The sequence below is a fragment of the Pseudomonas sp. KUIN-1 genome, assembly GCF_009176725.1.
In the GTDB taxonomy this organism is placed as follows: domain Bacteria; phylum Pseudomonadota; class Gammaproteobacteria; order Pseudomonadales; family Pseudomonadaceae; genus Aquipseudomonas; species Aquipseudomonas fragariae.
Genome location: NZ_AP020337.1, coordinates 2,449,107 through 2,462,334, shown reverse-complemented (window position 1 = coordinate 2,462,334; position 13,228 = coordinate 2,449,107). Strand labels below are relative to the sequence as shown.

Below are 13,228 nucleotides of genomic sequence, written 5' to 3'. Positions count from 1 at the left end.
GAACCTTGGTTACCTTTCCCGGTTTGGCCATGCCTGCAATCCAGATCAAGATCCTTGAACTGACTTGAGTCAAAGACGGGCCTCTTGATACCGGCCGAGTACTGCACACCGACAAAGATGTCGCGCAGGCGCTGCTCGACGACGCGGATGTGGCAGTGGTGCATGGAAGCGCTTTTGGCCTTCCCTTACATTCGCATTGCCTACGCTATGGATGACGCTTCATTGCGTAGGGAGCGCGAGGCGATTCCGTACGTCCTGCCCCTCTCTGCGTTAATCATTTCCCTTCCCATAATGCGTGGCTATCGCCGTTGCCCAACAGGCCACGCATTCCCCCCTAGCTATACAAAATGGGCATATCTCAAAGACAAAAACGGTAGTCGTCCTTCTCCTCCATCCCTCCCAGAATGGGTGAAAACACAAAAGCAGCACTGCTTGGGAGATTGGCATGTCAACAGAAGCTGAACACACCGTGGGACAGAATTGGCAAGAGGACGTGTTCCGCGTGCTCAAGGCCCACGACGTCAAACACGTGGTCTTCGTACCGGATGCAGGCCACTCGGCGGCGATCCGCATGTCGTATGCGGACCCGGACATCAAGGCCGTTGTCCTCACCACCGAGGAAGAAGGCATCGGCTATCTCGCCGGCGCATGGCTTGGTGGAGAGCGTGGTGCCCTCCTGATGCAATCCAGCGGAGTCGGTAACTGCATCAACACTCTCGCTCTGCAAGTCTGCGCAGGCTTTCCGCTGTTGATGGTGGTCACAATGCGCGGCGACTGGGCCGAATTCAACGCGTGGCAGAACCCGATGGGCCAGGCCACAGAAGCCTCCCTGAATCTGATGAAAGTGATGACCTGGCGCGCGGACGTCCCGGAAGACGTCGCCCCGTTGCTGCACGGTGCCGCGACCATGGCCTTCAACGGTGATTCGTCCACTGCCCTGCTGCTCGGCCAGCGCCTGATTGGAGAAAAGAAATGGGTCAAGTAAGCGCAAACCACACTCTGTGCCGCCGCGAAGTGGTCAAGGCCTTACTGGCCGACCGCAAAGACGTGCTGGTCGTGACGGGGCTGGGCTCCGCGTCCTATGACGTGATGGCCGCCGGTGACAACGATCTGAATTATTACCTCTGGGCCGCCATGGGCAGCGCAATCACTGTGGGCCTGGGCCTGGCGAATGCGCAGCCAGACAAGTCGGTGGTGGTGGTCACCGGTGACGGCGAGTTGCTCATGGGATTCGGCGCACTGGCCACGGTGGCACTGCAGAAGCCTGCCAACCTGACCATCGCTGTGCTGGATAACGGTCACTTTGGTGAAACCGGCATGCAAGTCAGCCACGCCGGCTTTGGTATTTCCCTGGACCAGGTGGCGAAAACTTGCGGCTTCAGTTGGACCGATGAGATCCGCGACATGGAAGGCGTACATAACTTGCGCGAGCGCTTTGCGAGCCGCGACGGCGTCAAGCTCGCGACGATAAAGATCAAAGCGGAGAACCCGCCCCGGGTGCTGCCGCCGCGCGATGGTCATTACGTCAAGAATCGCTTTCGTGCCGCCTTGGGTTTCAACCCGATCTGATTGCTCTTTGCTCGGCCCCGGTCACGCAGGGCAGTTACCGTGCGTGACGCGTTGAGGAGAATAAAAATGACTGACCGTAACTCTGAAGAACTCAATGCCATCCGCGAGGGCGTACGCGCTCTGTGCGCTGAATTCGATGCGGCTTACTGGCGCAAAGTCGACGAAGAAAAAGGCTTTCCGGAAACCTTCGTCAAGGCACTGACCGACGCAGGTTGGCTGGCAGCGATGATCCCTGTCGAATATGGTGGCTCCGGCCTCGGGTTGGCTGAGGCCTCGGTAATCCTGGAAGAAGTGAACCGCTGCGGCGGTAATTCCGGCACCGTGCACGGCCAGATGTACAACATGTTCACCCTGCTACGACACGGCAGCGAGGCGCAGAAAAGCTACTACCTGCCGAAACTGGCCAGCGGCGAATTGCGCCTGCAATCGATGGGCGTCACCGAACCCACTACCGGTACCGACACTACAAAGATAAAGACCACCGCCGTGCGCAAAGGTGACAAGTATGTGATCAACGGGCAGAAGGTCTGGATCTCGCGCGTCCAGCACTCCGATCTGATGATCTTGCTGGCGCGTACCACGCCTTTGACCGACGTGAAGAAAAAATCCGAAGGTATGTCGATCTTTCTCGTCGATCTACGCGAGGCCATTGGCAACGGCATGACCGTGCAGCCGATCGCCAACATGGTCAATCACGAAACCAACGAGCTGTTCTTCGACAACCTGGAAATTCCTGCCGATAGCCTCATCGGCGAGGAAGGCAAAGGTTTCCGCTACATTCTGGACGGACTGAACGCCGAGCGCACACTGATCGCAGCCGAATGCATTGGTGACGGTCGCTGGTTTATCGAAAAAGCCAGCGCCTATGCGCGTGATCGCGTCGTGTTCGGACGCCCTATCGGGCAGAACCAGGGCGTTCAGTTCCCCATCGCTGAAGCACACATTGAAATCGAAGCGGCTGACCTGATGCGCTGGCGTGCTTGCGAGGAATACGACAGCGGTATCAACGCCGGGGCCAGTGCCAATATGGCCAAGTACCTGGCGGCGAAAGCCTCGTGGGAAGCCGCCAATGCGTGCTTGCAGACCCACGGCGGTTTTGGTTTTGCCTGCGAGTACGACGTCGAGCGCAAATTCCGTGAAACCCGTCTGTATCAGGTTGCTCCCATCTCCACCAATCTGATCCTGTCGTACGTTGCCGAACACCTGCTCGAACTGCCGCGCTCCTTTTAAGGAATAAGCGTATAGCCCAGTGCGTCGGCCCAAGCAGACGCGACTGGGGAGCCATGACAAGAGAGATAATAATCATGAGCCAACCCAAAGGCATCCGTCCGCTCGATGGCGTTACCGTCGTCAGCCTTGAGCATGCGATTGCAGCGCCCTTCTGCACCCGACAATTGGCCGATCTTGGCGCGCGTGTGATCAAGGTCGAACGCCCAGGCACCGGTGATTTCGCCAGAGGGTACGACCAACGCGTCAACGGTCTCGCCTCGCACTTCGTCTGGACCAATCGCTCGAAAGAAAGCCTGACCCTCGATCTGAAACAAGATTCGGCCACCGAGGTGCTGGACAGCTTGCTGGCCACTGCCGATGTCCTGGTGCAGAACCTGGCGCCGGGTGCCGCAGCACGAATGGGACTTTCATTTGAGGCTTTGCATCAGCGGTTTCCGCGCCTGATCGTTTGTGACATTTCAGGCTACGGCGCAGGCGGCCCGTATGAAAAGAAAAAAGCCTATGACCTGTTGATCCAGAGCGAAGGCGGTTTCCTGTCGGTCACCGGCGGACCGGGTGAAGACGAAATGGCCAAGGCCGGTTGCTCGATTGCTGACATCGCGGCCGGCATGTACGCCTACACCGGAATTCTGTCTGCCTTGCTGTTGCGTGGACGCACTGGCGAAGGCAGCCACCTCGATGTGTCCATGCTGGAAAGCCTGGTCGAGTGGATGAACTACCCGATGTACTACGCGTACGACGGCTCTCCCCCTCCCCCTCGCGCCGGCGCCGCGCACGCCACAATTTACCCCTATGGTCCCTTCCCCATCGGTGACGGCACCACAGTCATGCTGGGGTTGCAGAACGAGCGTGAGTGGCAGCTGTTTTGCGACAAGGTACTGCTTACTCCTGAACTGGCGAAAGACGAACGTTTCTCTGCCAACTTCAAGCGCGTCGAAAACCGCCAGGCGCTGCGGGCACTCATCGTTGAATCGTTCTCCACACTCAATTTCGATGCCGTGTTTGATCGGTTGGAGCATGCGCAAATTGCTAATGCTCGGGTCAATGACATGCAAGGTGTTTGGGACCATCCGCAACTTCAGGCGCGTGATCGCTGGCGGGAAGTCGAAACCTCCGCCGGTACCGTTCCGAGCTTGATACCTCCCGGCAGCAACAGCGCGTTCGAGCCACGTATGGATGCCGTACCGGGTTTAGGTCAGCACACCGAACAGGTGCTCAGGGAACTGGGGCTGGGTACAGACCGTATTGAACAAATGCGCGTAGCCGGGGCGATTTAGCCTTCAGCTGAAAATAAAAAGCCTGCCTGCAACGATCAAAGTTTTTCGAGAGAACACTGCCCAATGAAAATGCTGGTAGCTGTGAAACGAGTGGTCGACTACAACGTCAAGGTTCGCGTCAAGGCGGACAATTCCGGCGTAGACCTCGCCAACGTCAAGATGTCGATGAACCCGTTCTGCGAAATCGCAGTGGAAGAAGCCGTACGCCTGAAAGAAAAAGGCGTTGCGACTGAAATCGTCGTCGTCTCCATCGGCCCGTCCACCGCTCAGGAACAGCTGCGTACCGCACTGGCTCTGGGTGCCGACCGCGCCATCCTCGTCGAATCCGCTGAAGACCTGACTTCCCTGGCCGTGGCCAAGCTGCTCAAGGCCGTGGTCGACAAGGAACAGCCTCAGCTGGTGATCCTGGGCAAACAGGCCATCGACAGCGACAACAACCAGACCGGCCAGATGCTCGCTGCACTGAGCGGCTACGGTCAGGGCACTTTCGCCTCGAAAGTCGAAGTTTCCGGCGACAGCGTTGCCGTGACCCGCGAAATCGACGGCGGCGCGCAGACTGTCTCCCTGAAGTTGCCAGCGATCGTCACCACCGACCTGCGTTTGAACGAGCCGCGCTATGCGTCCCTGCCAAACATCATGAAAGCCAAGAAGAAGCCTCTCGAGACGCTGACTCCGGACGCTTTGGGCGTTTCCACCGCCTCCACCAACAAGACCCTGAAAGTCGAAGCGCCGGCTGCACGCAGCGCGGGCATCAAGGTCAAGTCGGTGGCTGAACTGGTCGAGAAACTGAAAAACGAAGCGAAGGTAATCTAAATGACTATCTTGGTTATTGCTGAACACGACAACAAAGTGCTGGCTCCGGCCACCCTGAACACCGTGGCTGCCGCTGCCAAAATCGGCGGCGACATCCACGTTCTGGTTGCCGGCCAGGGTGCTGGCGCCGTGGCTGAAGCCGCCGCGAAAATCGCAGGCGTGAGCAAAGTCCTGAACGCTGACAATGCTGCCTACGCGCATCAGCTGCCGGAAAACGTTGCTCCGCTGGTAGCCGAACTGGGCGCTGGTTACAGCCACATCCTGGCTGCCGCCACTTCCAACGGCAAAAACATCCTGCCGCGCGTTGCCGCCCAGCTGGACGTTGACCAGATTTCCGAGATCATCTCGGTAGAAAGCGCTGACACCTTCAAGCGTCCGATCTACGCCGGTAACGCCATCGCTACTGTGCAATCGACCGCTGCGATCAAAGTGATCACCGTGCGTGCAACCGGTTTCGACCCGGTTGCCGCTGAAGGTGGTTCGGCTGCTGTTGAAGCGGTTGCTGCTGCTCACAACGCCGGCACTTCCAGCTTCGTCAGCGAAGAGCTGGCCAAGTCCGATCGTCCTGAGCTGACCGCTGCCAAGATCGTCGTTTCCGGCGGCCGCGGCATGCAGAACGGCGACAACTTCAAACACCTGTACGCCCTGGCCGACAAGCTGGGCGCTGCCGTCGGTGCTTCCCGTGCAGCGGTCGACGCAGGTTTCGTACCGAACGACATGCAGGTCGGCCAGACCGGCAAGATCGTTGCGCCACAGCTGTACATCGCCGTCGGTATCTCCGGCGCGATCCAGCACCTGGCCGGCATGAAAGACTCCAAAGTGATCGTTGCGATCAACAAGGACGAAGAAGCACCGATCTTCCAGGTGGCCGATTACGGCCTGGTGGCGGATCTTTTTGAAGCGATTCCAGAAATGGCCACCCTGGCTTGATCACTGACCGACTGGAGCAAAGAATATGAGCAACAGTTCCGATTTTTCCGCCTGGATTGGACGACGTCAGGAAAGCCAGGACCGGATCAGTTTCACTCTGGTCAGACGCATTGCCGCGACATTGGGCGAGTCGGCACCAAAACCCGGTGAGCCGCTGCCGCCCCTGTGGCACTGGGCATTTTTTCAGGAGCCGGTGGGTGCCAGCGAACTGGGGCCGGACGGCCATCCAGCGCTGGGGGGATTTTTGCCGCCGGCCCATAACCACAATCGCATGTGGGCGGGAAGCCGAATTGAGTTTTTCCAGCCATTAAGAGTGGATGCTGAAGTGACCTGTGTATCGACCATCCTCAACGTCGAGGAGAAGCACGGTCGCACGGGTTCCTTATTGTTCGTCACAGTACGCCATGAGTTTTTCCAGGACGGCAAACGCGCCCTTCAAGACGATCAGGACATTGTTTACCGTGAAGCTTCCCCGCCCAAACTGAACGGTACCGAAACGTTACCTGAAGGCCAATGGCAGGAACGGATAGAACCCACTCCAACCCTGCTGTTTCGCTATTCCGCAGTGACCTTCAATGGTCATCGTATTCACTATGACTGGCCGTATGTGACAGAGACCGAAGGTTATCCGGGGCTGGTGGTACATGGTCCATTGATCGCCACGTTGAATTTGCGTGCCTTTACCAAAGCGCATCCAGCTGCGCGTCTGGAGCGTTTCGCATTCCGCGGAGTACGACCTCTGATTTCGCCTAAGCCTTTCGAGGTGGGCGGACGTCTAATCGAAAACGGCAAGGCACAGGTCTGGGCTGGCAATCAGGACGGCACTGCACAGATCGGAGAGATCGAGTTCAGCAATGGAGCAACGCCATGAGCAAATCACTTGTTCGCTCCGCCCTGTTTGTGCCGGCCACTCGACCAGAGCGCATCTCAAAAGCTATTGCCACCGGGGCGGATCGGGTCATCGTTGACTTGGAAGATGCCGTGCAAGAAAACCTCAAGGAGCAGGCGAGGGATAACCTCGACGCATTTCTGAGCGAAGCCCCGGATGCACGAATTCTGGTCCGAGTGAATGCCCCGGATCACTGGGCGCATGTTGCGGACCTGGATCTTTGCCGACGCCACGCTGGCGTTATCGGAATTCTGCTGCCCAAAGCAGAAAGCGCGAAACAGGTCACCACAGCTGCCGGTACCGAAAAACCGATTTGGCCAATCATCGAGAGCGCGAAGGGCTTGTCAGCACTCAACGAAATTGCCGGCACTCAAGGCGTTGAGCGGTTGTCGTTCGGTAGTCTGGATCTGGGTCTGGACCTGAACCTGACTACTGGCAGCCCTGCCGCCGAAGAAATCCTTAGCCATGCGCGCTACGCCGTTTTGCTCGCCACCCGGGTTGCAGCGCTCGCTCCAGCGTTGGATGGGGTATTTCCGTCGTTCCAGGACACCGCTGGGCTACTACGCGCGGTTCATTTTGCACGCGACATGGGCTTTGGTGGCGCGCTGTGTATCCATCCAACCCAAGTCGCAATCATTCATCAGGCGCTAAAACCAAGCCAGGAAGAATTGCAGTGGGCGCAACGCATTATCGAAGCCGCTCGTTCAGGTGAAGGCGTTTTCGTGCTGGATGGGCAAATGGTCGATGCGCCGGTCATTGGTCGCGCGCAATCCATTTTGGCTCGCGCGATCTGATTCAAAACCGGCGCTGTTGCTTAGAAGCTATGCATCCATTCCCATCCTGCAGGACGGTGTCATGACTAACGTTTCCAGCCTTAGACCCGTGGCATCGATCACAACTGCGCGGGACGCCGCACATGCTCTGGAACTGGCCCAGAAGCTGGCCGGCGAACTGGAAACCGGCGGCGTATTCATCAATGGCTATTGCGCAACCGATCCACGCGTCACTTTCGGCGGCGTAAAGAAAAGCGGTTTTGGCCGTGAACTGTCGCATTTCGGTGTGCACGAATTCTGTAATGCACAGACCGTCTGGCTGGACCGTCACTAACAACAAGCGAGTCGCCAAGCCCCGCGAGACCTCTCGCCTCACCCTAATGAGGAGCTTTTGATGCGTACCTTCTCTGCAATCCTGGGCGTTACCCTGACTGTGGCCTTAAGTAGTACTGCCCTCATGGCTGCCGAACCCACCGGCACGCTTAAGAAAATCAAGACCTCGGGGACCATCACCCTGGGTCACCGAGACTCTTCCATTCCCTTCTCTTATATGGCCGACGGATCCGGTCAGCCGATGGGCTACTCCCATGACATTCAATTAAAGATTGTCGAGGCTATCAAGCAAGAACTCGGTATGCCCAAGCTGAACGTACGGTACAACCTGGTGACATCACAGACGCGTATCCCACTGGTGCAAAACGGCACTGTGGACCTGGAGTGCGGCTCCACAACCAATACCGCCGAGAGAGCTCGGCAGGTCGACTTCTCGGTCGGCATTTTTGAAGCCAGCACCCGTCTGTTGGTCAGGAAGGATTCGGTTTACAAGGACTTTCAAGATCTCAACGGCAAGAACGTAGTGACTACTGCTGGCAGCACTGCCGAGCGGATGCTCAAGGTCATGAATGCCGAGAAAAAGATGAACATGAACGTAATCTCTGCCAAAGACATTGGCGAGTCTTACCAAATGCTCGAGTCCGGCCGCGCCATTGCGTTTATGCAGGACGACGCATTGCTAGCGGGCGAAATGGCAAAGGCAAAGAAACCGGAAGATTGGGTAGTGACTGGCACCCCGCAATCCAACGAAATCTATGGTTGCACAATGCGTCGGGGTGATCCGGATCTCAAAAAAGTCGTGGATGACTCGATTAAGTCACTTTTTGTCTCAGGTGAAATCAACGCCATCTACGATAAATGGTTTACTCAGCCCATCCCTCCCAAAGGCTTGAATCTCAAATTCCCCATGAGCGCAGAGCTCAAAACAATCATCGCCCAACCCAACGACCAACCGGCACCGGAAAAGGCTCTTTAACGGCCGTCCCCTTCCAGCACACAGCGAAGCACTCTTCTCGCGCCATGAACTTTGTAGCTGCTGAAGATTCAACCAAGAGCCAGAATTTTTGTAGGGGTAAAAACGCTTAAAAACAAAAAAGGGTCGCGAGATAAAATCTCGCAACCCTTTGAATTATATGGTCGGGACGGAGTGATTCGAACACTCGACCCCTAGCACCCCATGCTAGTGCGCTACCGGACTGCGCTACGCCCCGACTAGGCGTGTATCTGTTTTGCAACCTGCGAAAACGTTGAGGAATATACCCTAAGCATTTGAATTTTGGAAGTATCCTGACTGCTCAATTACGCCTTGAGCATGACGAGTACGTCTTCCAGCTCCGCAATCATCTCGCGAATCATCTGCTTGTACTGCTGGGTGTCATCCTTTGGTTCACCGGCGGTAAGACGAAGTCGGGCGCCACCGATGGTGAAGCCCTGATCGTATAGCAGGCCGCGGATCTGGCGGATCATCAGCACGTCCTGGCGCTGATAATACCGACGGTTTCCGCGTCGCTTGACGGGGTTGAGTTGAGGAAACTCCTGCTCCCAATAACGCAGAACGTGCGGTTTTACCGCGCAGAGCTCGCTGACCTCACCGATGGTGAAGTAGCGTTTGCCGGGGATCGGCGGCAGCTCGTCGTTATGACTTGGTTCCAGCATATGCCTCAACTCGGGCCTTCAGCTTCTGCCCTGGACGAAAGGTGACCACACGGCGCGCCGTAATCGGAATCTCTTCACCGGTCTTGGGATTTCTCCCAGGCCGCTGGCGCTTGTCTCGAAGGTCGAAGTTGCCGAAACCTGACAACTTCACCTGCTCGTTATCTTCCAGAGCGTGCCTGATTTCTTCAAAAAACAGTTCGACCAGTTCCTTGGCTTCCCGTTTATTCAGGCCCAGCTCTTCGTACAGACGTTCGGCCATCTCAGCTTTCGTCAGAGCCCCCATACGCTACTTCCTTAACGTGGCGTTTAACCTCTCCTCAAGCGAGGTGAGGATAGCAAGTGTCGTTGCGTTTACCTCATCGTCATTAAGAGTGCGTGATGGATGCTGCCAGGTCAAGCCGACTGCAAGGCTTTTTCTATGCGGATCAATGCCTTTACCCTGGTAAACATCAAATAACCTGAGGTCTGTGAGCCACTCGCCTGCATTTTCACGAATAACGTCCAGAACCGCACTGGCCGAAACATCCCGATCGGCCAGCAGCGCCAGGTCGCGGCGCACTTCAGGGAAGCGCGACAGCTCGTGGAATTTCGGCAGACGGCCGGTCGACACTTCCGCCAGAACCAGCTCGAAAACAAACACCGGACGATCCAGCCCCAGGGTTTTCGACAGTTCCGGGTGAATGGCGCCCAGGAAACCGACCTCACGGCCATCACGCTCGATGCGCGCCGTCTGGCCTGGGTGCAAGGCAGGATGCTGACCCGGCGTGAAGGTGAACTCGCCCAGTGCACCGGCAAAGCCCAGAACCGCTTCAACGTCAGCCTTGACGTCGAAGAAATCGACTGCATCACGACCTTGCGCCCAGCCTTCCGGCAGGCGGCTGCCGCAGACAACGCCCGCCAGCATGGGCTCTTGCTTCAAGCCATCGAGCTGACCGACGAAGCGCAGGCCGCTTTCGAACATCCGCACGCGGTCCTGCTGGCGGTTGAGGTTGTGCTGCAGCGCCTTGACCAGACCCGGCCACAACGAGGCACGCATGGCCGCCATGTCATTGGAGATCGGGTTGGCCAGCAGCAAGGGCTTGGCGCCCGGCGAGAACAGCTCGAACCATTTCGGGTCGATGAAGCTGTAGGTGATCGCTTCCTGATAACCGCGGGCAACCAGCAGGCGGCGCAGCTCAGGCAGATCGCCGCTGGCTTCGGCCTTGGCCTGAGGAGCCAGACGGGCCTGTGGATAGCGGACCGGCAGACGGTTGTAGCCGTAAAGACGTGCCAGCTCTTCGATCAGGTCGACTTCAAGGCTGATGTCGAAACGATGACTTGGCACTTCGACACGCCATTGCCCATCGGCTTCGGCAGTCACAGCCAGACCGAGACCTTTCAGCAGGCGTTCGATTTCAGCGTTTTCGATCACCAGACCGAGCATCTGCTCGACGCGGCTGGCGCGCAGCGTAACCGGGGCGATCGACGGCAAATGCTGCTCGCTGACCACTTCGATCACGGGGCCGGCTTCGCCACCGGTGATTTCCAGCAGCAGGCCAGTGGCCCGCTCCATGGCTTCACGGGCCAGTTGCCAGTCCACACCACGCTCGTAGCGGTGCGAAGCGTCGGTATGCAAGCCATAGGAACGCGCCTTGCCGGCCACCGAAATGGTGTCGAAGAACGCGCTTTCCAGGAAAATATCGCGAGTACCGGCAGTCACACCGCTGTGCTCGCCACCCATGACACCGGCGATTGCCAGCGCGCGCTGGTGATCGGCAATGACCAGCGTGTCGGCACGCAGGCTGACTTCCTGGCCGTCGAGCAGAACGAGCTTCTCGCCCTCCTCGGCCATACGCACACGAATCCCGCCGTTGATTTCGGCCAGATCGAACGCATGCAGAGGCTGACCCAGTTCCAGCATCACGTAGTTGGTGATGTCGACAGCGGCATCGATGCTGCGCACGTCGGAACGACGCAGACGCTCGACCATCCACAGCGGGGTCGGACGCGACAGGTCGACGTTGCGGATCACACGGCCCAGGTAGCGCGGGCATGCAGCCGGCGCCAGCACTTCGACCGGGCGCACTTCATCGTGTACAGCGCTGACAGCAGCGACCTGCGGACGGGTGACCTCAGCGGCGTAAAGCGCACCGACTTCACGCGCCAGACCGGCCACCGACAGGCAGTCGCCACGGTTCGGGGTCAGGTCGACCTCGATGCTGGCATCGTCCAGGCTCAGATAGACACGAATGTCCTGACCGACTGGCGCATCGGCTGCCAGCTCCATCAAGCCATCATTGCCCTCGCCGGCCTGCAACTCGGCAGCCGAACACAACATGCCGTTGGACTCGACGCCGCGCAGCTTGGCTTTCTTGATCTTGAAGTCGCCCGGAAGCTCGGCGCCGATCATGGCGAATGGAATTTTCAGGCCCGGACGCACGTTTGGCGCGCCACAGACGACCTGAAAGGTTTCGCTGCCATTGCTGACCTGACACACACGCAACTTGTCGGCATCGGGGTGTTGCTCGGTGCTCAGCACCTCGCCCACTACCACGCCGCTGAAAACGCCGGCGGCCAGCGTCACGCTGTCAACCTCAAGACCGGCCATCGACAGACGAGCAACCAGCTCGTCGCGGGAAACCTGCGGGCTTACCCAGCCGCGCAGCCATTGTTCACTGAATTTCATCCTGCTCTCCTGATGGGTTCGTACGACTTAGCGAAATTGCGCGAGGAACCGCAAATCGTTGTCGAAGAACAGGCGCAAATCATTGACGCCGTAACGCAGCATGGCCAGACGCTCTACGCCCATGCCGAACGCAAAGCCCTGAAACTCTTCAGGATCGATGCCGGACATGCGCAGCACGTTCGGGTGGACCATGCCGCACCCCATGACTTCAAGCCAGCCGGTCTGCTTGCAGACGCGGCAGCCCTTGCCACTGCACATCACGCATTCCATATCCACTTCCGCCGAGGGCTCGGTGAAAGGGAAATACGAAGGACGGAAGCGCACGGCCAGCTCTTTCTCGAAGAACACACGCAGGAACTCTTCGATGGTGCCTTTCAGATCGGCAAAATTGATGTCGCGATCGACCAGCAGGCCTTCGATCTGGTGGAACATCGGCGAGTGGGTGATATCCGAGTCGCTACGGTACACACGGCCTGGGCAGACGATGCGGATCGGCGGCTGCTGCGATTCCATGGTGCGTACCTGTACCGGCGAGGTGTGGGTGCGCAGCAGCATGTTCGCGTTGAAATAGAAGGTGTCGTGCATCGACCGGGCCGGGTGGTGGCCTGGGATGTTGAGCGCCTCGAAGTTGTGGTAATCGTCTTCCACTTCAGGGCCTTCGGCGATGCCGTAGCCGATGTGCGTGAAGAATTGTTCGATACGTTCCAGAGTACGGGTAATGGGGTGCAGACCACCTGAGGTCTGACCGCGGCCCGGCAGGGTCACATCGATGCATTCGGCTGCGAGCCTGGCAGTCAGTTCTGCCTGCTCAAACGATGCCTTGCGTGCATTGAGAACCTCTGTGACACGTTCCTTGGCAACGTTGATCAGCGCTCCGACTTGCGGACGCTCTTCAGCTGGCAGGTTCCCCAGGGTCTTCATCACCTGAGTCAACTCGCCTTTCTTGCCGAGGTAGTGAACCCGGATTTGCTCCAGGGCATTGATATCTTCGGCGCTTTGCACAGCCTCAAGAGCTTGAGAGACCAGCGCGTCCAGGTTTTCCATGTACAGACTCCAGATACAAAATAGGGGAAGAGCTGAAGGCTCTTCCCCT

Annotated in this window: 13 protein-coding genes, 1 tRNA gene and 2 pseudogenes; 11 read left to right on the top strand and 5 right to left on the bottom strand. The window is 58.1% G+C overall.

What is annotated here, in order from left to right; genetic code table 11:
• Positions 1 to 92: 92 nt before the first annotated feature.
• From KUIN1_RS27975 to KUIN1_RS11375, 11 genes and pseudogenes are all read left to right on the top strand, one after another.
• Positions 93 to 274 (top strand): annotated as a pseudogene (locus KUIN1_RS27975) (aminotransferase class I/II-fold pyridoxal phosphate-dependent enzyme); the annotation flags it as partial.
• 171 nt (positions 275 to 445) lie between these two features.
• Positions 446 to 985, top strand: coding sequence for a thiamine pyrophosphate-binding protein (locus tag KUIN1_RS11420; protein ID WP_011267479.1), 540 nt, complete (start codon positions 446 to 448; stop codon positions 983 to 985).
• On the top strand, positions 973 to 1,569 hold the full coding sequence (locus KUIN1_RS11415) for a thiamine pyrophosphate-dependent enzyme (protein WP_011267478.1): 597 nt from the start codon (positions 973 to 975) through the stop codon (positions 1,567 to 1,569). The genes KUIN1_RS11420 and KUIN1_RS11415 overlap by 13 nt, the downstream gene beginning before the upstream one ends.
• A gap of 66 nt (positions 1,570 to 1,635) precedes the next feature.
• Positions 1,636 to 2,799: an acyl-CoA dehydrogenase family protein gene (locus KUIN1_RS11410; protein ID WP_003442215.1), complete on the top strand. Its 1,164-nt coding sequence runs from the start codon at positions 1,636 to 1,638 to the stop codon at positions 2,797 to 2,799.
• Between the two features lie 74 nt (positions 2,800 to 2,873).
• Complete coding sequence (locus KUIN1_RS11405; RefSeq protein WP_024652272.1) at positions 2,874 to 4,076, top strand: CaiB/BaiF CoA transferase family protein; 1,203 nt, start codon at positions 2,874 to 2,876, stop codon at positions 4,074 to 4,076.
• A 63-nt stretch (positions 4,077 to 4,139) separates the two neighbouring features.
• Positions 4,140 to 4,889, top strand: a complete 750-nt coding sequence (locus KUIN1_RS11400; RefSeq protein WP_011267476.1) for an electron transfer flavoprotein subunit beta/FixA family protein — start codon at positions 4,140 to 4,142, stop codon at positions 4,887 to 4,889.
• A complete protein-coding gene (locus tag KUIN1_RS11395; protein ID WP_011267475.1) occupies positions 4,890 to 5,819 on the top strand; it encodes an electron transfer flavoprotein subunit alpha/FixB family protein in 930 nt (309 codons plus the stop codon).
• Positions 5,820 to 5,844: 25 nt separating this feature from the next.
• Positions 5,845 to 6,690, top strand: coding sequence for an FAS1-like dehydratase domain-containing protein (locus KUIN1_RS11390; RefSeq protein ID WP_011267474.1), 846 nt, complete (start codon positions 5,845 to 5,847; stop codon positions 6,688 to 6,690).
• Complete coding sequence (locus KUIN1_RS11385; RefSeq protein WP_011267473.1) at positions 6,687 to 7,502, top strand: HpcH/HpaI aldolase/citrate lyase family protein; 816 nt, start codon at positions 6,687 to 6,689, stop codon at positions 7,500 to 7,502. The genes KUIN1_RS11390 and KUIN1_RS11385 overlap by 4 nt, the downstream gene beginning before the upstream one ends.
• An 85-nt stretch (positions 7,503 to 7,587) precedes the next feature.
• Positions 7,588 to 7,815 (top strand): annotated as a pseudogene (locus KUIN1_RS11380) (aldehyde dehydrogenase family protein); the annotation flags it as partial.
• Positions 7,816 to 7,875: 60 nt separating this feature from the next.
• Positions 7,876 to 8,790 carry a transporter substrate-binding domain-containing protein gene (locus KUIN1_RS11375; RefSeq protein WP_011267472.1) on the top strand — a complete coding sequence of 305 codons (915 nt, stop codon included), beginning with the start codon at positions 7,876 to 7,878 and terminating at the stop codon, positions 8,788 to 8,790.
• A 158-nt stretch (positions 8,791 to 8,948) separates the two neighbouring features.
• Here the strand turns inward: KUIN1_RS11375 and KUIN1_RS11370 are convergent.
• The 5 genes from KUIN1_RS11370 to pheS all read right to left on the bottom strand — a co-directional run bounded on the left by KUIN1_RS11370 (position 8,949) and on the right by pheS (position 13,179).
• Positions 8,949 to 9,025 (bottom strand) — tRNA-Pro (locus tag KUIN1_RS11370).
• 88 nt (positions 9,026 to 9,113) lie between these two features.
• On the bottom strand, positions 9,114 to 9,470 hold the full coding sequence (locus tag KUIN1_RS11365; RefSeq protein ID WP_004408375.1) for a MerR family transcriptional regulator: 357 nt from the start codon (positions 9,468 to 9,470) through the stop codon (positions 9,114 to 9,116).
• Positions 9,451 to 9,753 (bottom strand): integration host factor subunit alpha, encoded by a 303-nt coding sequence (gene ihfA, locus KUIN1_RS11360; RefSeq protein WP_002553164.1) that lies wholly within the window; start codon positions 9,751 to 9,753, stop codon positions 9,451 to 9,453. Before ihfA ends, KUIN1_RS11365 begins: the two co-directional genes overlap by 20 nt.
• A 3-nt stretch (positions 9,754 to 9,756) precedes the next feature.
• The gene (pheT, locus tag KUIN1_RS11355; protein ID WP_011267471.1) at positions 9,757 to 12,135 is read right to left on the bottom strand and encodes a phenylalanine--tRNA ligase subunit beta; all 2,379 of its coding nucleotides are present in this window, start codon (positions 12,133 to 12,135) and stop codon (positions 9,757 to 9,759) included.
• A gap of 27 nt (positions 12,136 to 12,162) precedes the next feature.
• Complete coding sequence (gene pheS / locus KUIN1_RS11350; protein ID WP_003367019.1) at positions 12,163 to 13,179, bottom strand: phenylalanine--tRNA ligase subunit alpha; 1,017 nt, start codon at positions 13,177 to 13,179, stop codon at positions 12,163 to 12,165.
• Positions 13,180 to 13,228: the final 49 nt, after the last annotated feature.